15 protein-coding genes, 1 tRNA gene and 1 pseudogene are annotated in these 21,955 nt (G+C 65.2%); 7 read left to right on the top strand and 10 right to left on the bottom strand.

Translation table 11 applies throughout. The annotated features are described in order from the left end of the window. Positions 1–64: 64 nt before the first annotated feature. From AB1411_08560 to AB1411_08540, 5 genes are all read right to left on the bottom strand, one after another. Positions 65–985: an aspartate carbamoyltransferase catalytic subunit gene (locus tag AB1411_08560; protein MEW6543649.1), complete on the bottom strand. Its 921-nt coding sequence runs from the start codon at positions 983–985 to the stop codon at positions 65–67. 12 nt (positions 986–997) lie between these two features. Further along, positions 998–1,573, bottom strand: a complete 576-nt coding sequence (pyrR, locus tag AB1411_08555) for a bifunctional pyr operon transcriptional regulator/uracil phosphoribosyltransferase PyrR (protein MEW6543648.1) — start codon at positions 1,571–1,573, stop codon at positions 998–1,000. Positions 1,574–1,721: 148 nt separating this feature from the next. Then, positions 1,722–2,579 carry an HDOD domain-containing protein gene (locus AB1411_08550; protein ID MEW6543647.1) on the bottom strand — a complete coding sequence of 286 codons (858 nt, stop codon included), beginning with the start codon at positions 2,577–2,579 and terminating at the stop codon, positions 1,722–1,724. Between the two features lie 85 nt (positions 2,580–2,664). Continuing rightward, on the bottom strand, positions 2,665–4,377 hold the full coding sequence (locus tag AB1411_08545) for a hypothetical protein (GenBank protein ID MEW6543646.1): 1,713 nt from the start codon (positions 4,375–4,377) through the stop codon (positions 2,665–2,667). A 61-nt stretch (positions 4,378–4,438) separates the two neighbouring features. Then, positions 4,439–5,779: a glutamate-5-semialdehyde dehydrogenase gene (locus tag AB1411_08540; protein ID MEW6543645.1), complete on the bottom strand. Its 1,341-nt coding sequence runs from the start codon at positions 5,777–5,779 to the stop codon at positions 4,439–4,441. A 149-nt stretch (positions 5,780–5,928) separates the two neighbouring features. Between AB1411_08540 and AB1411_08535 the strand changes: the two genes are divergently transcribed. From AB1411_08535 to AB1411_08515, 5 genes and pseudogenes are all read left to right on the top strand, one after another. Continuing rightward, positions 5,929–6,004 (top strand) — tRNA-Phe (locus tag AB1411_08535). Between the two features lie 349 nt (positions 6,005–6,353). Beyond that, positions 6,354–9,546 (top strand): annotated as a pseudogene (locus AB1411_08530) (efflux RND transporter permease subunit). A 1-nt stretch (position 9,547) separates the two neighbouring features. Beyond that, positions 9,548–10,813: an efflux RND transporter periplasmic adaptor subunit gene (locus AB1411_08525; GenBank protein ID MEW6543644.1), complete on the top strand. Its 1,266-nt coding sequence runs from the start codon at positions 9,548–9,550 to the stop codon at positions 10,811–10,813. 68 nt (positions 10,814–10,881) lie between these two features. Next, a complete protein-coding gene (locus AB1411_08520) occupies positions 10,882–12,435 on the top strand; it encodes an efflux transporter outer membrane subunit (GenBank protein MEW6543643.1) in 1,554 nt (517 codons plus the stop codon). A gap of 381 nt (positions 12,436–12,816) precedes the next feature. Beyond that, a complete protein-coding gene (locus tag AB1411_08515; GenBank protein MEW6543642.1) occupies positions 12,817–14,709 on the top strand; it encodes an EAL domain-containing protein in 1,893 nt (630 codons plus the stop codon). Between the two features lie 25 nt (positions 14,710–14,734). Here AB1411_08515 and AB1411_08510 read toward each other — a convergent pair whose 3' ends face one another. Next, on the bottom strand, positions 14,735–15,544 hold the full coding sequence (locus AB1411_08510) for an RNA methyltransferase (GenBank protein MEW6543641.1): 810 nt from the start codon (positions 15,542–15,544) through the stop codon (positions 14,735–14,737). Positions 15,545–15,621: 77 nt separating this feature from the next. Between AB1411_08510 and AB1411_08505 the strand changes: the two genes are divergently transcribed. Next, the gene (locus AB1411_08505; protein ID MEW6543640.1) at positions 15,622–16,089 is read left to right on the top strand and encodes a helix-turn-helix transcriptional regulator; all 468 of its coding nucleotides are present in this window, start codon (positions 15,622–15,624) and stop codon (positions 16,087–16,089) included. Between the two features lie 59 nt (positions 16,090–16,148). Here the strand turns inward: AB1411_08505 and AB1411_08500 are convergent, their stop codons facing one another. After that, complete coding sequence (locus AB1411_08500; GenBank protein MEW6543639.1) at positions 16,149–18,110, bottom strand: oligopeptide transporter, OPT family; 1,962 nt, start codon at positions 18,108–18,110, stop codon at positions 16,149–16,151. Between the two features lie 3 nt (positions 18,111–18,113). Next, positions 18,114–19,013, bottom strand: a complete 900-nt coding sequence (locus AB1411_08495; protein ID MEW6543638.1) for a HEAT repeat domain-containing protein — start codon at positions 19,011–19,013, stop codon at positions 18,114–18,116. A gap of 135 nt (positions 19,014–19,148) precedes the next feature. Between AB1411_08495 and AB1411_08490 the strand changes: the two genes are divergently transcribed. After that, a complete protein-coding gene (locus AB1411_08490) occupies positions 19,149–20,804 on the top strand; it encodes a thiamine pyrophosphate-dependent enzyme (GenBank protein MEW6543637.1) in 1,656 nt (551 codons plus the stop codon). Positions 20,805–20,813: 9 nt separating this feature from the next. Here AB1411_08490 and AB1411_08485 read toward each other — a convergent pair whose 3' ends face one another. Beyond that, the gene (locus AB1411_08485) at positions 20,814–21,002 is read right to left on the bottom strand and encodes a hypothetical protein (GenBank protein ID MEW6543636.1); all 189 of its coding nucleotides are present in this window, start codon (positions 21,000–21,002) and stop codon (positions 20,814–20,816) included. A gap of 22 nt (positions 21,003–21,024) precedes the next feature. Then, positions 21,025–21,885, bottom strand: a complete 861-nt coding sequence (proC, locus tag AB1411_08480) for a pyrroline-5-carboxylate reductase (protein ID MEW6543635.1) — start codon at positions 21,883–21,885, stop codon at positions 21,025–21,027. Between the last annotated feature and the right edge of the window lie 70 nt (positions 21,886–21,955).

Below are 21,955 nucleotides of genomic sequence, written 5' to 3'. Positions count from 1 at the left end.
GCTTTCAACGATCGGTTGGTTGCAGACTTGGCCGCTTGCCGCACCTGAGCCTCGCACCGCGGCCCTAGGCCGCGCCGGACAGCAGATACAGGACCGCCATCCGCACCGCGACGCCGTTGGCGACCTGGTCCAGAATCACCGAGGCGAAGCTGTCCGCCACCTCCGGGGCGATCTCCACCCCGCGGTTGACGGGACCCGGGTGCATGACGAGCGCGCCCGGCTCGGCCAGCTTGAGCCGCTCGGCGGTCAAGCCGTAGAGCTGGGAGTATTCGCGGATGGAGGGGAAGAGCGCCCGCCCCTGCCGCTCCAACTGGAGGCGGAGCATCATGATCACGTCCACGCCGCGCAGGGCCTCGTCCAGGTTGTAATAGACCTTGACGCCCAGCCGGTCCAGGCAGGCCGGCATCATGGTCGGCGGGCCCGCCGCCCGGACCTCCGCGCCCAGCTTCGTGAGCGCGTGGATGTTAGACCGGGCCACCCGGCTGTGGGCGAGATCCCCCACGATGGCCACCCGGAGCCCTCTAAACTCCCGCTTCTTCTCCCGCAGGGTGTACAGGTCCAGAAGCGCCTGGGTCGGGTGCTCGTGCCAGCCGTCCCCCGCGTTGATCACCGAGGACTTGACGCCGCGGGCCAGGGTCTCCGCCGCCCCCGCCGCCTGGTGCCGCAGCACGATGATATCGGCCTGCATCGCCTCGACGTTCCGGGCCGTGTCCAGGAGCGTCTCGCCTTTCACGACGCTGCTGGAGGAGGGCGAAAAGTTGATGACGTCGGCGCTGAGCCGCTTGGCCGCCAGCTCGAAGGAAGTGCGGGTCCTCGTGCTGGGCTCGAAGAAGAAGTTGACCACGGTCTTGCCCCGGAGCGCCGGCACCTTCTTGATGTCGCGTCCGCTGACCTCTTTGAAGGAGTCGGCGGTCTCCAGGACGAGCAGGATCTCGTCGGGCGACAGGGTCGCGATGCTGATCAGGTCTTTGCATTTGAGGCTCATGGTCAGCCTCCATTAAGTCGGGGGGAGCACGACGACTCGGTCTTCTTCGCCTTCTTCCTCAAGGAATACTTGAACCTGTTCCTCCCGCGCGGTGGGGATGTTCTTGCCGATGTAGGTAGCCTTGATCGGGAGCTGCCGATGCCCCCGGTCCACCAGGACGGCCAGTTGAATCTCGGCGGGGCGTCCCAGGTCCATCAGCCCGTCCATGGCGGCCCGGATCGTCCGTCCCGTGAACAGCACGTCGTCCACGAGCACGACCTTCAGGTCGGAGACGTTGAACGGGATCGTGGTCTTGCGGAGCAGGGGCTGGTCCCTGCGGAGCGAGAGGTCGTCCCGATAGAGAGTGATGTCCAGCTCCCCGATCGGCACGGAGCCCCCCTCGATGCTCTGGATGCGCTTGGCCAGCCGGTGGGCCAGGTGGACGCCGCCCGTCCGGATGCCGACGAGCGCCAGGTCCGAGACGCCCTTGTTCCGCTCCAGGATCTCGTGGGCGATCCGGGTAAGGGCGCGCGCGACCTCGCTCGCGTCCATGATCAGCTTTTCCTGCTGTCTCTCCTGCTGGCGGGTCACGGCGCGGCTTCCGGGCATAAAAAAACCTTCTCCCCGTTCGCTGGAGAGAAGGTCGGTTGTCGTCGGACCACGGCGTGCTGCTGGCCGTTCATGGGCTCGGCTCCTTGCTCACCTCACTGGATGAGCATTAAAGGTAGCCGTATCCTACTGGGTCAGGCCGGCCCTGTCAAGACAGAACAACGGCTCCCCGGCGGACGGCCCGCCACGTTCTGGGCCGGTCAGCCAAGCCGCAGGCGGCCAGATAGGCCGTGTCCAGCGGCGTCGGGATGCCGCCCAGGTCCGATTCGTGCTGTTCCTCGTCCACCGCGTTGGCCACGTGCACCGCCGCCAGCGGACTGAAGGGCTGGCTGACGGACCGCATCGGGTCGTGGTGGTAGGAGACGGCTTCCACAATCGGGCCCTCCAGGCCCCAATTGGCCAGCAAATACCCGCCCACCTCCCCGTGGGTGGCGCCCAACGCTTCGTATTCGGCCTCCCACTCCGCGATTCCCCGGTCCTGCATCAGGGCCAGAGCGTCCGTGTATTTCTCCGGCAAATTGGTGATCAGGACCAGAATCCCCACGTCGTGCAAAAGCCCCGCGGTAAAGGCGTCGTCAATGACCTGCGGCTGAGCCTTCTCCTCCTTCGCGATGGCCCGTGCATGGCCGCCCGTCGCCAAGCTGTGGCGCCACAGCACTTCCAGCGAGAAAAAGGCCAACCGGGTTCCGCGGAATTGCGAGAAGACCTGCATGGAAAGGACGAGGGCCTTGAGGCGGTCCAAACCCAGAAACGCCACCGCTTGGACCGGGTTGGAGATCTTCGTGGACAGGCCGAAGAACGGCGCGTTGACCACTTGGAGGATCTTGGTCACCATGCCCATGTCCTTGGCAATGATGCGGGCGGCCTTGTCGATGGAGGGGTCCGGCGATCGAAGCTCGTCCCGCAGCTCACGATAGATGGCGGGCAGGCTCGGCAGGGTGTGAATCTGCTCCACCAGGCGCCGAAGGGCCTCGTTGGAGAACAGCGTGTCGATCCAGGGGTTCATGGGTGCGCGTAGACCTGTCGGTGCCGGGTCTGTGGACCGTCACCAATCTTCTTATCGGCAAAAACCGCGCGGGCCTTAATTTGGGTCAGCTCTTGGTCAGATGAAAGAGCGTCAGGCCGGGTTTGAGACGCGCCTGCGGCAGGATGGTCCGGTGCATGCGGAAGGTCGGGAGAGACTCGACCGGCTCGGAGCGCAGAACACGGAGTCCCCGAGCCCGCATGAGGGGGGCCAGCATCGTCGGCCCCACGGCAAAAGCGAACCCTCCCGGCTTGAGCGCGGCGGCAATGGCGCCGACGGTTTCGGTCAGCTTTGCCTGCTGGTCGAAGCGCGCAAACGAGCCCCACTGGTAGATCAGGTCATGCTGCTGCTCGTAGGTCCGCCGGCTGGATGACTCGGCCGGCAGGAACGTGATCCGCCTGGTCCGGTCGAGCCGCTGCGCTTGCGCCAGCTTGTTCCAGAGATTCTGGGCCTGCTTCTGGGCCAAGGCCGGATGCCGGTAGAGCACCGTATAGTCCCTCGGCCGGTCCAAGCGGATGCAGGCGTCGAGAGCCGCGTCGAAGCCGTCAATCAGGATGCGGGAGGCTTGCGCGACCTTTCCGGCCAGTTCCGGCCGCTGCTCGACGAGGTCTTCCAGATAGTCCGCGACGAACGGCTGGCTCCCTGCCTCGTCAATCTCCCGGTCGTCGTCCGGATAGAGGAGCACGGCCGAATAGGCCTCCGACGGCGTGACCGCCGGCGGCGGTCCGCCGAACAGGGCCCGCCAACTTCCCTCCCCTCGCTCCTTAGGGGCGAGGGTTTCGTGCAGGTTTCCCCAGATCGGACTGATCGGAATCTCGCTGCTCCTCTCCCCCTCTTTCAGCACCAACTTGCCCTGCGCCACGTGGACGGATCGGTCGCAGGGGGCGAACCCGTGCGGTCCAGCGGCCACGTAGGGGAGACCGGTCGGATCGTCCGCCACGGTCACTTTCTGGACGAGACCTCCCTTGACGGTCAGGCACAGGCGGTGCGGCTCATCGAAGTAGCGCCGCGGCTGATCCGGCACGGGCAGCCAGGTCACCTCGTGGGAGCGCGGCACGTCCATGAAGACCGGGAACGGGTCGCTTCCCCCCGGACCCTGGGGCGTGAAGAAGGCACTGAACAGACGGAAGGCGGCTTCGGAGGGATAGGTCGGGATGCCGCGATAGCGGAGCGGGAGCGGCTCGTCCCGGTTCTGATCGTCGTAGAGGCCGCGGATCAGCTCGAACGTGGCGCTGCCGGTCCCCGGCAGGAGCGATTGGAACAGCTCCACGACCGGCAGGAAATCGATCCTGGCCCAGTGCATCGCGCCCATGCAGGCCATGAAACGGGCCCGCTCGAAGGTGCCGTCGTCCAGCACGTAGAAGGCGTCCTTCCTGTGCCTGATCGTCGCCTGCCCACGCCGGTCAATGACCAGATCATCGTCCCCGTAGAAGAACCGCACTTCCCCGATCGGGACTTGTAGCGCCTGCGCGGCCATCTGCCGGAGGTCGTCGGCGGTGAGCTTCTGCCAGCCGGGCTTCCGGGACAGGTCCAGGGCCGTGGCGTTGACGAGGCCCTCCGGTTTGATCCCGACCCATTGGTCCCAGTCCAGCCGGATGCGCGCACGAGCCAAGGCAGCGGTTCCGTCCGGCGCGGTGCGCCACTCGCACTCGTGCAGCGGGTGGCCATCCGGGTCGGTGGCCAGGATGCGTCGGCCGTGGGCTCCGTACAGCACGAGATGGCCGCTCGGAAGGCGGACGACTCGTCCGCCCGCGGCGCTCGGGTCGCGAAGGTGGGGCAAGTTGGAGGGGAAGACGAGATTGCCGGGACGGGTCAGCGCGGAACGGACGGAAGGGTCCACATCATTCACGGATTTGGCCGGAGCCATAGACCACGAACTTGGCGCAGGTCAGGTCCTCCAGCCCCATCGGGCCGCGGGCGTGGATGCGGGTCGTGCTGATGCCGATCTCCGCCCCGAGGCCGAACTGGTACCCGTCGTTCAGCCGCGTGGAGGCGTTGATCAGCACGGCGCTGGCGTCCACCTCCCGCAGGAAGCGGAGCCCGCGGGCATAGTCGTTGGTCACGATCGCCTCGGTGTGGCGGGACCCGTACGCGGCGATGTGCTCCATCGCCTCTTCCATGTTCCTGACGACCTTCACGGCCAGGATCAGGGCGAGAAACTCCTGGCCATAGTCCTTTTCGCTCGCGGGCTTGGCCTCGGGAGCCACCTGGCAAGTCTTGGGGCAGCCGCGCACCTCGACGCCCGCATCGGCCATGGCCTTGATCAGGGACGGCAACAACGCGCGGGCGACGTTCTGGTGCACCAGGAGGGTTTCCATCGCGTTGCAGGTGGAAGGCCGCTGGACCTTCGCGTTCAGGCAGATCTTCTTGGCCATCTCCACATCCGAATCCGCGTCCACGTAGACGTGGCAGACCCCCTTGTCGTGCTTGATGACGGGAATGCGCGATTCCTCCGTCACGGTTTTCATGAGCGACTCGCCGCCGCGCGGGATGATGAGGTCCACGTGCCGATCCTGCTTCAGAAGCTCCAGGGCGATCTCCCGCTCGGTCCGGTCCACGAAGGCGATCGCGCCTGACGGCACGCCGGCCTTCTCGGCCGCTTCACCCAGGATGCCGGCGATGGCCCGGTTGGAGTGGATGGCCTCCGATCCCCCGCGGAGGACGCAGACGTTCCCGGATTTGAGGCAGAGGGCGGCCGAGTCCACGGTCACGTTGGGGCGCGACTCGTAGATGATCCCGATCACGCCGATCGGCACCCGCACGCGGCCGACCAGCATGCCGTTCGGCCGGCGCCACATCTTGAGCGACTCCCCGACCGGGTCCGGCAGCTTGACGATCTCGCGGACCCCCTTGGCCATCTCGGCGACCCGCTCCGGCGTCAGGCGGAGCCGGTCCGCAAAGGCCGTATCCTTGCCCTTGTCGCTGGCTTCGAAGGCCGCCAGGTCCTTCTCGTTCGCCGCCAGGACCTCGTCGGTCTTGGCTTCCAGCCCCTCGGCCATCGCGAGCAGAGCTTGGTCCTTGACCGTCGTCGGCAGGCCGGCCATCCGGCCGGCCGCGGCTCTGGCCTTCTTGACCAGCTCCTCGACGTATTCCTTGGGCGGCTTGGGCTGGGCCTCCGGCTCGGGCTTCTCGGTCGCCTGAACCTGGGCCTCCGTCGTCTCTGTCGCGTCCTGTCGGGCCACAAGGGTCTCCGTTTGTTGCGGATCAACGTGAGAATACTCTGCCGACGAGAAAGGCGTCAAGCCACCTGCGGTGGCGCGATCCGTCGTTCGTCACCCCGCTCTCACCCGCCTTGACAGGGTCGGAAGCCGCTTGTTATCGTGTCGCCCGTGCCGAGGTAGCTCAGTTGGCAGAGCACAGCCCTGAAAAGGCTGGTGTCGACAGTTCGATTCTGTCCCTCGGCACCATCCCTCGCTTGACGTGTGCCGGGCCGTTCGATCAAAACAGTCCGGATAATTACCTCCAGCGTTTCCTGTATCGAACTTGAGCCGCGGCCTGTTCATCCCCGCATTGAGGTAAAGGCCGCGGAGAACCTCCTCCAGCTTTTCCATTCTTCCCCGTCCTTAGCTTCCCGCTGCACAGCGGGCGGGATCTTGAAGATCGCGAGGGCGGTCCGGGTGTGCTGCAGCAGATCGTGGTTCCCCCCTTGTCAATTTCCAGCAAAAGAGGGACACTGCCTGCCGAACCCAAAGAAATCCTTTAATTGAGCCATGTCAGCATGATACAAATTGAAACTGCTTCAGGCGGACTTCGCGCATGAACCAACTCGTCCTCATCGCCCTCAAAAGGCCCTATACCTTCGTCGTCATGTCCATTCTCATTGTGATATTGGGCAGCCTTACCGTTCTCCAAATGCCGACCGACGTCTTCCCGAATATCGCGATTCCGGTCACCTCGGTGGTCTGGGCCTATGCTGGCCTGCTGCCGCAGCAGGTGGAAGGACGGATCACGTACCTATTCGAGCGCTTTTTGACCTCGACGGTGGAAGGCATCAAGTACATCCATAGTCACTCCTACTACGGCGTCAGCATCACGAATATCTTTCTCCAAGACCATGTGGATGTAGGGAGGGCCGAAGCAGATATCGTGGGCATTGCGCAGAACGTCATCAAGGCGCTGCCGCCCGATATTTCCCCGCCGATGATCATGCGTCTCGCGCCATCCTCCATTCCGGTAGCCATGATCGAAGTCAGTTCCGACGATATGACGCCCGCGGAGCTCTTTAACCTTGCCTACATGCGAATCCGTCCCCTGCTGGTGACGGTCCCGGGAATCGTCCTGCCGCTCCCGTACGGGGGCCAGCCTATGCAGGTGATGGTCAATCTCGATCAGCAGAAATTGCTCGCCCGGCAGCTCACGCCGTCGGACGTTCATTCGACCCTCATGAAGCAATACCTCGTGCTGCCGTCCGGCGACGTCAAGATCAAGTCGACCGACTGGATCGTCCTCACGAATGCGTCGCCGATGCGGATCGAGGAATTCGGCAACATTCCGATCAAGCGGGAAGGCAACGCGTTCGTCTATCTGCGGGACATCGCCACCGTCAGGCTCATGGGCCGGGTGCAACAGAACGCCGTTCTGGTCAAGGGCAAGCAGAGGGTCATCATCGTCGCCATGAAGAGCACCGAGGCCTCCACGGTGGCGGTGGTCGACGGGATCAAGAAGATGCTCCCGCGGGCCCAGGACGTCGTCCCGAGGGGCGTGGAGATCAGACTCCTCGACGACGCCTCGACGTTCGTGAAGGATTCCATCAAGGACGTGGTCCATGAAATGCTCACCGCCGGTGCGCTGGTCGGGATCATCGTGCTCCTGCTGCTCGGGTCATGGAAGGCCACGGTCATCGTCTGGACGTCGATCCCGCTGTCCATCCTGACGGCGCTCATCGGCCTGCATGCACTCGGCGAGACGATCAACATCATGACATTGGGCGGCCTGGCTCTGGCGGTCGGTATCCTGGTCGACGATGCGACCGTGATGATCGAGAATATCGACCGCCATCTCGAAATGGGGAAGCCGCTGGAGCAAGCCATCATCGACGCCGCTAACCAGATCGTCGTTCCGACGCTCGTCGCGACGCTCTGCATCGCGATCGTCTGGCTCCCGCTCTTCGGGCTTACCGGCGCCTCCGGCTACCTGTTCAAGCCCATGGCGGAGGCGGTCATGATTGCGATGATCGCCTCCTTCATCCTATCGCGCACGCTGGTGCCGACCATGGCGAAATATCTCATGAAGAACCAGCATCATGAACGGCCGCAGCACACCACAAACGCCTGATCACGAAGGGCACCCCGGCGCGGCACCGTCGCGGAACGTCTTCGTCCGCTTTCAGCAGCGGTTCGAACGCGGGTTCAATCGGGTCCGTGAGCGCTACGGTGTGCTGCTCGAGCAGGCGGTCGCCAATCGGACCCGCTTCGTCGCCATCTGTCTGGCGCTCGCACTCAGCTCCCTGAGCCTGTTCTTGTTCCTCGGGCGCGACTATTTCCCCGAGATCCGGTCAGGGGTCATTCAGATGCATATGCGGGCGCCGCTCGGGACACGCATCGAGGTATCCGCACGTCTTGCGACGCTGATCTCCAACAGCATCGAGGAGTTGCTGCCCGGGCAAGTGGAAAACATTGTCAGCAATTGCGGCTTGCCGTTCGGACCCCATAACCTCGCCTTCATTCCGACGCCGACGATCGGTTCGCAGGATTGTGACCTGACGATTCTCTTGAACGATGACAAGTCGCGGGTCTGGGACATTCGGCGCATTCTCCGCAAAGGCTTGAAAGAGCGCTACCCGGGAACCGAATTCACCTTCCAACCGTCCGATCTGACGGCGAAAATCCTCAACTTCGGCGCGCCCGCGCCGATCGACGTCCAGGTCAACGGTCCGGATGTCTACCCCAATTACGAGTTCGCCCGCAAATTGATGGCCGAGTTCCGCGACATCCCCGGCGCCGTCGACGTGGTGATCCAACAGACGATGCGTACGCCGACGCTTCTGGTCGAAGGCGACCGCACGTTTGGCCTCGGAGTGAATCGGACCGAGAAAGACATCGCCGACGATCTGCTCACGACGGTCGCCGGGAGCCAACAGGTCGATCAGATCTATTGGCTCGATCCCTCGACCGGCATGTCGTACATGATCAATGTCTATAATCCACAGCCGCAGATCAGCAGCCTCAACAGTATCAAGACCGTCCCCGTCGGTTCCTCGAACGGTGCCGCGAAGGATGACGTGCAACTCCTCGGCAATTTGGCCAGCATCACACCGATAGGCACGCCGGGCGTGGTCACGCACGGGAATATCATGCCGTTGTTCGACATCTATGTCTCCGCCGAAGGGCGCGATCTCGGCGGGGTTCTTTCGGATGTCCAGAAAATCGTCGCGAGCATGGAGCACGAAAAGCCCCGCAGCGCCGCCGTCGAAATCCATGGCCAGGCCGCCTTGATGTACGATGCCTACGCGGAGCTGATCTTCGGACTGCTCGCGGCGATTGTGCTGATCTATTTGCTGATCGTCGTCAACTTCCAATCATGGCTCGATCCCTTCATCATCATTACGGCCTTGCCCGGCGCGCTGGCGGGCATCGCCTGGTCCTTGTTCCTGACCCATACGCGGCTCTCGGAGCCCGCGCTGACCGGCGCCATCATGACCATGGGTACGGCGACCGCCAACTCGATCCTCGTCATCTCCTATGCGCGCGACCGCCTCCAGGAGCACGGCGACGCTCTGCTGGCCGCCGTCGAGGCCGGGAAAGCCCGCTTTCGTCCGGTGCTCATGACGGCCTCGGCCATGATCTTCGGCATGGTTCCCATGGCGACGGGCTACTCGCAGAATGCGCCGCTGGGTCGCGCCGTCATCGGCGGCTTGCTCGTGGCTACGGTTTTCACCCTGTTCTTCGTGCCGAGCGTGTACGCGATCGTCTACAGCCGGCGAGTCGCCCCCAAACAGGAGACTGTCTGAGATGACGGAGGGACGTGGAAGATACCTCGCGGTCTCCGCGATCCTGCTCTGTGCCCTCTATCTTGGCTATCGGGTCTATGAGAACCGCAGCGATGCCGCGGCGCTCCGCCAACAGACGCTCGAGAACGCGATTCCGACCGTGGCCGTCGTCCGTCCCACGCCGGTGCCGGCCACCGAATCCATTACGCTGCCCGGCAATATCGTGGGCTGGTACCAGGCGCCGATCTACGCACGCGTCACGGGCTACGTCAAGATGTGGCACAAGGACTACGGGGACCAGGTGAAGACAGGCGACATTCTCGCCGAAATCAGTACCCCGGATCTCGACGCTGAATATGCGCAGGCCAAGGCGGATTTGGAATCGGAGCGGGCTCAATATGCTCTCTCCGTGGTAACCGCAAAACGCTATCAGGCCATGCGCAAAACCCATGCGCTCTCTGAACAGGCAATCACGGTGCGGGAAAAGGAAATGCAAGCCCATGCCGCGCGGGTCAAGGCCGCGGAGCAAAAGGTCAAGAACATCGAGGCGTTCATTGGGTTCAAGCAGATTGTCGCCCCCTTTGACGGCGTCGTGATCCAGCGCAACATCAACGTCGGCGACTTGGTCAGTAAAGAGGGCACGCTCAGCACCCCCAATGCGAAGACCAACCTCTATACGGTGGCCGTCGTCGATAGGTTGCGCCTCTTTGTCAACGTGCCGGAGTCGTTCGCCCCCTTTCTCCAGCCGGGCATGAAGGCGGACTTGACGGTTCCGCAATTGCCTAAGCGCCGTTGGACTGCCGAGTTCCTTACCATTGCCCGCGGATTCGAAGTGAGTACGCGCACCGCGACCACCGTCTTCATCATAGACAACGAAGACCGGGCGCTCTGGCCCGGCTCCTATGCCGAGGTGCACCTCACGGCGCCAGTCGATCGGCAAGCCTTCACGATGCCGTCCACAGCCCTGGTCTTCCAGGAGCGCAACACGCAAGTGGCCGTGCTGACGGAGGACGACCGAGTCCATTTGAAATCCATCACGGTGAGCAAACTGATGGACCAAGTCGTCGAAGTGGCAGAGGGGCTCTCCGCGAACGACCGCATCGTAAACAACCCAAGCGCAGCTCTGCTCGAAGGCGACAAAGTGCGCGTGGTGACGCCGGCTCCCGGGTACGATCTCCTTAATGCGACGGCGCCGCGGCACGTGTCTCCGCCGGCACGGGCGCCCCAGCCTTCAGAGGCGCCGGAGCTGCGATCGCCGCCGCAGGCTCGGCAACACATCCAGCCATGATGTCGGAGCGTGTGTGCATTGGAGGTGTGTGGTCCGGACTGGGCCGCTCGGTGTCCTGCTACGGCCTCCTGTTCGCGCTCATCCTGCCGGGGTGCAGCGGCGACTGGTTGCCGCACGCCGATCTGGCGCCGAACTATCAACCGCCCCAGTACGTCGTTCCCGCGTCATGGCATGGCGCGAGCCCCTTCGTCGAAGCGACGCCGTCGGATGGTGAGCTGCGGCCGGATTGGTGGAAAGTGTTCAACGATCCGATTCTGGATGGCCTGATCGAGCAAGCCATGGCGGCGAACCCGGATTTGCAGGCTGCCGCCGAGCGATTCGTCCAGGCCCGCGACATGATGATGATGGCCCGCTCGCGCCGGATCCCGCACCTGGGTCTCGGCGGGAAAGCCACAGACAGTAGGAATTCAGTCGATACCGGGCTGTATAAGGACCCGGACAGTCCGCTGACCGGGTCGCTGGCGGCCGGTGCGGGGCTCGCGTCCTGGGAGCCCGACTTCTGGTCCGCGATCCGGAACGCGACGAGGGTGGAGACCTACCGAGCCCAAGAGCGCGCGGCCGACTGGGGGCTCGCGCGCCTCAGCCTGCAGGCGGAACTCGCGGCGAACTATTTCACGCTGCGCGGCCTCGACGCGCAGGCGGCGATCTACCAGCAATCGATCGACCTCTATCGGCGGTCGCTCGACCTCATCAAGATCCAGTTCGCCGGCGCCATCGCGTCGGCGCTGGATGTCGCCCGCGTCGAATCCCTTCTGTACAGCACGGAGTCGAAATACGCCCAGATCCAAGGCCAGCGCCAAGTCACAGAACAAGCGATCGCCATCCTCATCAATAGGGCGCCCGCCAGCTTCACGATCGAGCCGGTTGATGATCTTCGAGTGGCCAATTTTACGATTCCTCGGACCATCCCTTCTACCTTGCTCGAGCGGCGGCCGGACATTGCCGCGATGGAGCGCCGGATGGCCGAGGCCAACCGCGCTATCGGGATCGCCCGCGCCGCCTTTTTCCCAGATGTGCGGTTCTCAGCCGACGGAGGGTTGCTCGACTCTGGCCTCAATGCCGCCAAGCTCGCCGCCGGATTCTGGTCCTACGGGTCTCTCGTGTCCCTGCCGATGTTCCAGGGGGGCTATCGCCGCGCTCAATTGCAGCAGTCCTGGTCTGCCTATCGCGAGACGGAAGACCGGTACCGGGCGACGGTGCTCAACGCCTTTCGTGAAGTCGAGAACGGGTTGAGCCTGACGAACCGGCTCACTATCGCGGCCGATCGCCAAGATGAGGCAGTCGGGGCCTTCTTCAAGACGCAGGAGCTGACGTCTGAACTTTACATGGGTGGCCTGGCTTCCAGCCTCGAGCTGATCTACGCACAGGTCCAAACGCTTGATGCGCGCATCAACGCAGTACAGATCAAGGCCGACCTGCTGCGAGCCTCGGTCGGGCTCATCCGGGCCCTCGGCGGAGGCTGGACCAGCAAGCAATTGCCCGCCGACGAGCAGATTCAGCCCTTCGATACTTTGGAATATAACCATGACAACCTGGAAAAACCGCTGCCCGCCGGGGGCATTGATGTCAACGCTCCCAATAACTGGGTGAACAATGATCTGACCAAACCCGCCGCTCCTTGACCGACTAGGGTGCGCTAAGGATCTGAAAGGAGCGAGGGGCAAGGGTTGGACTATGAGGAATGACGTTGAATGAGGCACATGCCGCGATCAGGTGATGCCTCGCATGACGCCGATTCTGTCCTACCTCCCTCGGGCCGACCGCTGCTGTTCCGTAAACTGTTCCTGAGGAGGCGAAATATTGTTCTCTCTCACCAAATTACGCCGTAGGAATTCCCCTCGATCGCTTGTCCTCCCTACTCCGACAGCGATTCGTTGATCGCCTGAAATCGCTGTCTTTTCTGGATTTTTCTGATCCTTCCTCCTTTGCCACGTCCGGTATTCCCCAGTCTCCCCGCGGCATGAGGCTTGCTCAGCCCTTTCCGGGGCAGAAGGAGGAGTGGCGTGAAAACGGAGGGAACGTTCCAGATGGGCCTCGCAGCCGTACCGTTCCTCGCCTCCGTGGCACCCCGGCGCGGCGCGACGCTTCTGGCGGTGCTGGCCCTTCCCGCCGCTCTTCTCCTCGTGCCGAGTGTCTGGCCGGAAGTCTCGCCGGGCATCCTCTTGCTCGCAATGTCGGCCGTGGTTCCCCTTTTGCTCGTCCACCGGTGGTCTCGCTCTCAGGCACAGCACGCCTATCTGGCTGCGCTCGTGGATGCGTCCAACGATGCGCTGATCGGCGAGACGGTGGACGGCCGGGTGGTCACCTGGAACGGCACGGCCGAGCGTATGTTCGGCTATACCGCCGAGGAGATCGTCGGGAAGCCGAGCGCGATCCTCATCCCTTCCGACCACCTCTATGAGCAGGAGCAATTCATGGCGCGGGTGCGTCGGGGGGAGTGTATCGAGCGGCTGGAGACCGTCCGACGGCGGAAAGACGGCCACGTCATTCCGATCGTGCTGACCCTCGGGCCGCTCCGGAATTCGAGAGGACGGCTCATCGGACTGGCCACCGTGGCCCGGGACGCGAGGGGATATACGAATGCCGACGCCTCCGAGTCCGATCTCGCCTATTACGACTTCCTCACCGGCCTTCCGAACCGGTGCCTGCTCATGAAACTCCTCGATCAGGCGCTGGTCCGCGCCCGCCGGACCAAGAAGCTGGTGGCGATCCTGTTCCTCGACCTCGATCGGTTCAAGCTCGTCAACGATACGCTGGGCCATCCGGTCGGGGACCTCGTGCTCAAGAACATTGCGACCCGGCTCACCGGATGCATCCGGCAAAGCGACGTGGTGGCTCGCATGGGCGGCGACGAGTTTCTGGTCATCCTCGAGGAGGTCGCGTCCGCCAGCGACGCGGGTCGCGTGGCGCAGAAGATACTCGATGCGGTGGCCCTTCCCTGCTCGGTTGAAGGCGACCAGGAGCTCTTCCTGACCGGCAGCATCGGGATCGTGTTGTACCCCACGGACAGCGAGGCCCGCGACGGTCTCATCCAGGGCGCCGACATCGCGATGTACTCCGCCAAGGCCAAAGGGAACACCTTCATGTTCTATTCGCCCGCGATGAACGTCAAAGCGGCGGAGCGGATGCGGGTGGAGACCGATCTCCGGCGGGGTCTCCAGCGGCAGGAGTTGCTGCTCCACTACCAGCCGGTCGTGTCGGCTCCCGAGGGGGCGATCTCGAGCGTCGAGGCCCTGATCCGCTGGAAACATCCCGATCGCGGGTTGCTGTACCCGGCCACGTTCATTCCCGTTGCCGAGGAATCCGGCTTGATCGTGCCGCTCAGCGAATGGGTTCTGCGCGCGGCCTGCACCCAGGCTCGGCGGTGGCACGCCGATGGACATGCGGGAGTCCGGATCGCGGTGAACATTTCGCCCCGCCTCTTTCAGTCCCCGAACCTGACCGAGATGATCTTGAGGATTCTCCACGAAACCGGGCTGGATCCCGGGACGCTGGAGCTCGAACTCACGGAAAGTCTCTTCATTCAAGACCGCCAGAGGACGTCCGAGATTCTGCAGCGATTACACGAGCTGGGGATCAGGATCGCGATCGACGACTTCGGGATCGAGTACTCCTCGCTGGGCTACCTCAAGCAGCTTCCGATCAACACGCTCAAGATTGATCAGTCGTTCGTCCGCGATCTCCTCAGCCAGTCCACGGACGCCGCGATTACCCAGACGATCATCACGCTCGCCCGGTGCTTGAATCTCTCCGTGATCGCCGAGGGCGTGGAGACGAAGTCCCAGGCCGCGCTCCTCCAGAGCCAGCAGTGCTACGAAATGCAGGGGTACTACTTCTCGCGGCCCATGCCCGCCGAGTCGTTGACGGCGCTCTTGAACGGACACCGCAGCCGGTAACGTCCTCCCGCATTCCTCACGCCCGTCACGACTTGCGCCCATCCCTCAGCAGCCGGCTGAAGTAGAACGCGGCCACGGCCGCCGCCGCGGCCACGTTCAGGGATTGGACGGCGGGGCTCACCGGGATGTGGAAGCGCAGGGCCGCCCGCTTCGTCGTGGTCTCAGAGAGTCCCCGGCTCTCGTTGCCGAAGGCCAGGATGGAACGGGCCGGAATTGCCGCAACGTCCTGGATGGCCCGACTGGACGGTCCGGGCGGCTCGGCCGCCAGGATCGCGCACCCCTGTCCGGTCAGGTGGCGGACGTCGGCGATCGTGAACACGGGAAGGGCGAGGAGAGCGCCGGCCGTCGCCCGGACGACCTTGGGATTGAAGACATCCGCCGAGTCCGGTGTCAGCCACAGGGCGTCGAGGCCGAAGCCCAGAGCGGTGCGCACGATGGCGCCGACGTTGGCCGGGTCCTGGAGGCACTCCCCGTACAGGCCGAGCACCTGCGGCCGTTGAAGGATCACGGCCTGATTCCAGGCCGGCTGTTCCACCACGGCCAGCAATCCGGCCGGGCTGCTCACCTCGGAGAGCTTCTCGAACATCGAGTCGCGGCAGACGTAGGCCGGGGCCGGGCCTCGGCCCAGCAACAGGCGTAGCGGGCCGGGCTTTCGCAAACGCGACTCGGCTACGACCACCGCGCGCAGCATCGGGGAGCGGGCGGCGAGCAGTTCCTGGACGGGCTTCTCCCCTTCGATCACGAAGGCCCGTTCCCGATCGCGGGTCCGCTTGGTGCGGAGCAGATCGCGAATCAGCTTGGCCTTGGCCGAGGACAAGGGGGCAACTGGCGGCACGATGGTCTCCTCCTGACGGCTTCACGGGCTGGCCCGTGAAGTTGCGTCGCTCTCTTCGAGTTAGGTATGATCCTGCCGTGTCTCTCGGGGCCAACATCCAGGCCTGGCGGCTGGCTCGACGGCAATCGGTGTCGGCGCTCGCCGAGAGCGCCGGCCTCTCTCCGGCCTCGTTGGACGCGATCGAATCGGGCGAGGCCGATCCTGCTGCCTCCACGCTGGAGGCCCTGGGCGACGCCCTCGGCATTCCCGCTTCCTGGCTGTACAGCCGTCCCCAGCATCTGGATCTCCTGACCACCGATCCGGAGGGAGAAACGATCGAGCCGCTCTCCCCGGACCGGGTGGACCCGGTGGCCGAGCTGATTCTGCGCGGCCTGAAGCAGGAGCGCGAGCTGTACGTCCTCCTGACCGCCTTGCTCCGGAGCGGTGAGCCGAAGCTGCTCATGGCCGCAGAGGCCAGCCTGCGGAGCCTGGTCAAGCAATCCCGCCGCGCAACCGTGCCTTGGCAGTCCCGCCCTTCCGGGCATTTCGAGCCACCCTCCGATTGAAACTCGTCGCTCGTCCTTCGTGAAGCGTCCTTCGCAGGTGGGTATTCTCGCTCCACGCTTCACGAGAGACGCTTCACGTCGCACCCATTGCGATACAGCAGATACGCCACTCCCGCGACAGCGAGCGCGCCGGGCCAGGGACCCAGCGGAGGGGCTTCGAAGAGCGTGAACGGGTCGGCCGGCACCGAGGGCCAGAGGCTGCCGAGCGCGATCGGGAGCGCCAGGAAGATGCCCATCAGGGCCTCCCCCGTGACCAGCCCGGCGGCGAACAGGAGCCCCGGATTTCCCTCTCCCGCCTCGCGAGGCTTGCTTCCTCCCTGCGCCAATCGGGCGACGAGACCACCGAGGAGGATGGCGGCGGACAGTTTGAGGGGAAGGTAGATCCCCAGGGCCACGGCGAGGACCGGGAGGCGGAAGGCTGAGCCTTGGGCCGCTTGCCGTTGGTCGAGCAGAATGACGGCGACGCCGATCAGGGCGCCCAGCCCGACCAGGGGCCACGGCAGCCCGTCTCCGAACACGCCCCGCGCGAGGCTGGCCATCAGGGTGGCTTGCGGGGCGCTCAGCGGATGCGGATGTTCCGCCGTCACGTCCCCGATCCCATACTTGGCTTGCAGCAGAGCCAGGACCGGCACGATGACGACGGCGGCGGCCGCCACGCCCACCACCTGCATCACCTGCTGCTTCCACGGGGTGGCTCCGACCAGGTGGCCCGTCTTGAGGTCCTGCAGGTTGTCCCCGCCCATGGCGGCCGCGCAGCAGACCACGGCGCCGATGAGCAGCGTCGCCGCCGGTCCGGCCGGATGCCCGTGGCCCATGATCGCCACGAGCAGCAGGGAAGCCACCATGATCGTGGCGATAGTCACCCCGGAGACCGGATTGCTGGAGCTGCCCACGAGCCCCGCCATGTAGGCGGCGACGGAGGAGAACAGGAAGGCCGCCACCGCCATGACCACGGTCATCACCCCGGCCACCGCCGTGTCGCCGACCACGGTCCGGTAGATCAGGCCCATGGGAATCAAGGACAGGGCGAACAAGGCGGCCAGCCACGGAAGCGAAGCGTCCCGTTCGGTGCGGGGCGTGGGGCCGGCGGCCGTCGGCGAGGGCCGATAGGCGGCGCCCAGACGGGCCAGGCTGTGGAGGACTGGTCCACGGAGCTGCACGAGCGTCCAGAGGCCGCCGACCAACATGGCGCCGATTCCGACGTAACGGATGTGCCCGCTCCACACGGCTTTGGCCGCGGCCACGCCGGTCAACCCGTCCGGCATCCCGACCCAGGCTCCGTAGAACGGCATCAGGAGCAGCCAGCCCAGCGCGCCGCCGAGAAAGACCACGGCCGCCGTGGGCAAGCCGATGATGAACCCGACGGCGAGCAGGGCCGGCGACAGGTTGAGGCCCAGGTATCCCACCGAGCGGCCGAATTGCACGGCACCCTCCACCGCTTCGCTCCAGAGCCGCAGGCCGCTTTCCCCCAGCTTGACCGCTCCGCCGAGGGCTGCCCCGGTCAGGAGCGTGCTAAGCCCCGAGGCATTGCCCGTGGCCGTCCGGCTTTCCGGCTGAGCCCCCGTTCCCACCTTGAGGACCTCCGCCGTGGCCACTCCCTCGGGAAACCGGAGCTTGGCGTCCACGATGAGCGCGCGGCGCAGCGGGATCGTGAACAGCACGCCCAGCAGGCCTCCGACGAGGGAAATCGCGGCGGTCTGCCAATAGTCGAACGACGTCCAGTACCCGATCAGGATCAGGGCGGGAATCGTGAAGATCACGCCGGCGGCCAGGGCCTCCCCCGAAGAGGCAGCGGTCTGCACGATGTTGTTTTCGAGGATGTTCGACCGGCGGAAACAGCGGAGAATGGCCATCGAGGCGACCGCGGCGGGAATCGAGGCCGAGACGGTCATTCCGGCGAACAGGCCCAGGTAGGCGTTGGCCCCGGCCAGGACCGCCGCCAGAACGATCGAGAGGACGACGGCCTTGACCGTGATCTCCGGCCGTGAGACGGAAGCGGGAACGACGGGGCCGGATGCCATCGCTCAGTCCGGCCGGCCGATGTGCTTGACAGCGGCGGCGGCTGCGGCGCGGACAGCCGGATCCGAGTCGGACTCGGCCAACTGTGCGAGCCGGGTGAGCGAGGCCGGATCCCCGATGGCGCCGATGGTGGCCACGGCCGCTTCTCGCTCCAGCCGGTTGTCCCGGTCCACCAGATGCCAGAGCGTCTCCAGGGCCCGGCGGTCCTTGAGACGGCCGAGCTCCCCGATCGCATTGACCCGCGCCCGCTGGTTTGCGGCCACCTGGCCGGTGATCGGCGAGCCGCTGCCGTCCGCCGGGAGGGCCAAGGGCGGCTGCTTCAGCGTCTCGCTGAACACGGCGACCGCGTCCTGCTGGACGCTCAGCCGGCCTCTGATCAGGTCGCCCATATAATAGTAGTAGGGGTCCTCCTCCAGGTTCTGGACGGCGTCCCAATAGAGGCTCCCGACGGGCGTCGGCCAGGTCGTAGACGCTTCGAACCGGTGGGTCCACAGGGTTCCGGCCGCGGCATGAACGAGCGACAGGTCGCACGAGATCGTCGTGCCCTGCTGCATCCGCGGATATTCCCGTCCGGGGGATTCCCGGTAGCGAAGGATCACGCGGGCGTCGTGCGGCTGGCTGGGGTCGGACACGACCGCAAACCCGGCCCGCTCCAGCTTCATCTTGACGGTGATGAAGGCGTTGTACGGAGGGGTTGAGAGATCCAGCCAGGTGCTGGCCTCGCCGGACAGGAGGAGCGTGCGAACGGCTTTCAACTGGTTCCGCTGCTCGATGGGGGGATCGGCCTGCGCCGTCGGGGTGATCCAGCCTCCGGCCGCCGCGAGCCATCCGGCCAGGGCCAGGCTCAAGCAAGAACGGAGCGCCCTGTTCCGTTCGCCGTGAGGCCAGCCTTCCTGTCGCGTCATGGCCATAGCTCCTCGAAGCCCTTATACCACCCGCGAGAGCGGCAGTAAACGGCGGCGGATGACGGAGAGTCTCGACAGCGGCGGTGCCGGTCGGCTATCTATTGGGGACACGCAACCATTCGGAGGGCTCTCATGATGGCAGCGAAACAGACGATCGGCTCCCTGGTCCTCGACCGGCTGCACGCGATCGGGCTCAAGCACATCTTCGGCATTCCCGGCGACTACGTCCTGACCCTGTACAAGCTGATCGAGCAGTCCCCGATCATGCACGTCGGCACCACGAGGGAAGACTGCGCGGGCTATGCCGCGGACGCCTACGCGCGGGTCCACGGGATCGGAGGCGCCTGCGTCACCTACTGCGTCGGCGGGCTGAACATCGTGAACGCCATCGCCTGCGCCTATGCGGAACGGTCGCCGGTCGTCCTGCTTACCGGCTCGCCGGGGATCTCCGAGCGCACCAGGAATCCGTTCCTCCACCACATGGTCCGCGACTTCGGGACTCAGAAGGAGGTGTTCGAACAGGTCACGGTCGCCGCCGTGGTCCTGGACGATCCGCTGACGGCCGAGCGGGAGCTCGACCGGGCCCTGGCCGCGCTGGCCCGGTACAAACGGCCTGTCTACATCGAGATCCCCCGCGACCGGGTCCTGCAGCCGATCGAGGGCGTCGCATCCGCCGCGCCCAAGGGAGACGAGGGCAGCGATCCCGACGCGCTGGCCGAGGCGGTGGCGGAGGTGCGCGAGATGCTCTCGGTGGCCGATCGCCCGGTCGTGCTGGTCGGCGCCGAGGTCTATCGGTTCGGCTTGCAGGACGACCTGACCCGGCTCGTCGAGCGGATGAACGTGCCGATCGCCTCCACCCTGCTGGGCAAGTCGGTCATTCGGGAAGACCACCCTCTCTCGATCGGGGTCTACAGCGGGTTGATCGGGCGGGACGAGATCATCCGGTTCGTGGAGGAGGCGGACTGTCTGCTGATCCTCGGGTCCATCCTGAGCGACGTCGAGGACGTCAAGGCTCACGCCAAGCTGCTGGCGAAGGGGCGCACGGTCCACGCGACGGCGGATGCGGTGACGATCAACCACCACCGGTACGACGGGGTCCGGTTCGCGGACTTCGTGAAGGAACTGGCGAAGACCCCGATGCCGTCCTTCCCCGCCCGGCCCCTGCCCGCCCGAGACAAGGTGTTCGCCGGACAACCGGAGCCGGGCGCTCCGGTCACGTTGCGCGGCCTGTTCGGCCACCTGGACGGGTTGCTGAGCGACGAGACCCTGGTCATCGCCGACGTGGGAGAGGCCCTGTTCGCCGCCGCCGATCTCCGGGTCCGCCAGAGCGCGGAATTTCTCTCTCCGGCCTATTACACCTCGATGGGCTTCGCGGTCCCGGCGGCGCTGGGCGCAGGCTTTGCCGATCCGTCCCGGCGCCCGATCGTGCTGGTCGGCGACGGGGCTTTTCAGATGACCGGCACGGAGCTCGCCACCTGTCTCCGCTACGGCCAGGCGCCGATCGTGGTCGTGCTGAACAACCGCGGTTATTCGACGGAGCGGGAGATTATGGACGGCGCGTTCAACGACGTGCTGGAGTGGCGCTACGAGCGGATCTGCGAGTTGATCGGCGGTGGGGTCGGCCACCGGATCACGACCCACGGCGACCTCGTCAAGGCCCTGGGCGAGGCGATGGCAGACCGGCGCCGCCTGCACCTGTTGAACGTCCTGCTGGACCCGGCCGACCGTTCCCCCGCCATGGTGCGCCTGGCCAAACGCCTGGCCAAGCGGGTGGCCACGAACAAATCGTAAGCGGTGGGTTTACTTCTTCGCAGCGAAGACCGTGGCGTCGCAGGCGACGTACTTGATCTGTTTCATCGGGACGATGATGACTTCCTTGGCCGAGTCCACTTCCAACACTTCCATGTCCTCGCTGATCGTGTGCCGGATCGCATCCTTGACGAGCAGCTCCTGATTGTCCGTGAAGACGACCTTGACCCAGTAGACCACCGGCTGGCTCCTTCGTAAGGGATTAGTGCTCTGGCGCGCGGGGGCGTTTGTGCCCCGTTTCCTCGCCCTTCTCCGTTCCCAATTCCTTGGACCGCTTGGCTGCCGCCTCCACCGCGGCCATGAGCGTGGCCCTGAGCCGACCCTCCTCCAGCCGGTGGAGGCCGGCGATGGTGGTGCCGCCGGGAGAGGCGACCCGATCCTTCAGGCGGCCTGGATGCTCCCCGCTCTCGATGACCATGCGGGCTGCGCCCAGGACGGTCTGGGCCGCCAGGAGCTCGGCGACGGACCGAGGGAGCCCCATCTTCACCCCGCCGTCCGCCAACGCCTCGATCATCATGAAGACGTAGGCCGGCCCGCTCCCGCTCAGCCCCGTGACCGCGTCCATCAGCCGTTCCTCCACCACGACGACCTTGCCGACCGACTCGAAGATCGTCCGGGCGACGTCCCCGTCTTCTTGGGTGACCCCGGCCCCGAAAGCGAGGGCCGTGATCCCCTCCAGCACGCTGGAGGGGGTGTTGGGCATGGCGCGGACGATGCGGACCCCTGGCTTGAGGTGCGCGCCCACCCGGGCGATCGGATAGCCGGCCGCCACCGAAATGACCAGGGCGTCACCGTTGATAGAGGAGCTGATCTGGTCGAGGACGTCGTCCAAAACTTGAGGTTCAACGCACAACGCCACGACCTGCGCCCACCCCGACGCCTCTCGGTTGTCCCGGCTGGTTTTGATCCGGTGCCGGCTTTGGAGGTGGGTGCAGCGATCCGGCAGGATGTCCGTGGCGTAAAGTTGCTCGGGCTTGGCGACCCCGGCCTTCACCATGCCGGCGACCAGCGCCTCGGTCATGTTCCCGGCTCCGATCAGGGCGATCCGCTTGTCCAGCGACATGGCGCGATTATACTGACCAGCCCTCCCTGCTTCAACTTGCGGACTTCCGCGCGGTTTGAGTAGAGTGGGT

Source organism: Nitrospirota bacterium, from assembly GCA_040757595.1.
In the GTDB taxonomy this organism is placed as follows: domain Bacteria; phylum Nitrospirota; class Nitrospiria; order Nitrospirales; family Nitrospiraceae; genus JBFLWP01.
The sequence above is the reverse complement of the archived record's forward strand: the minus strand, read 5'-3'. Positions and strand labels throughout refer to the sequence as shown.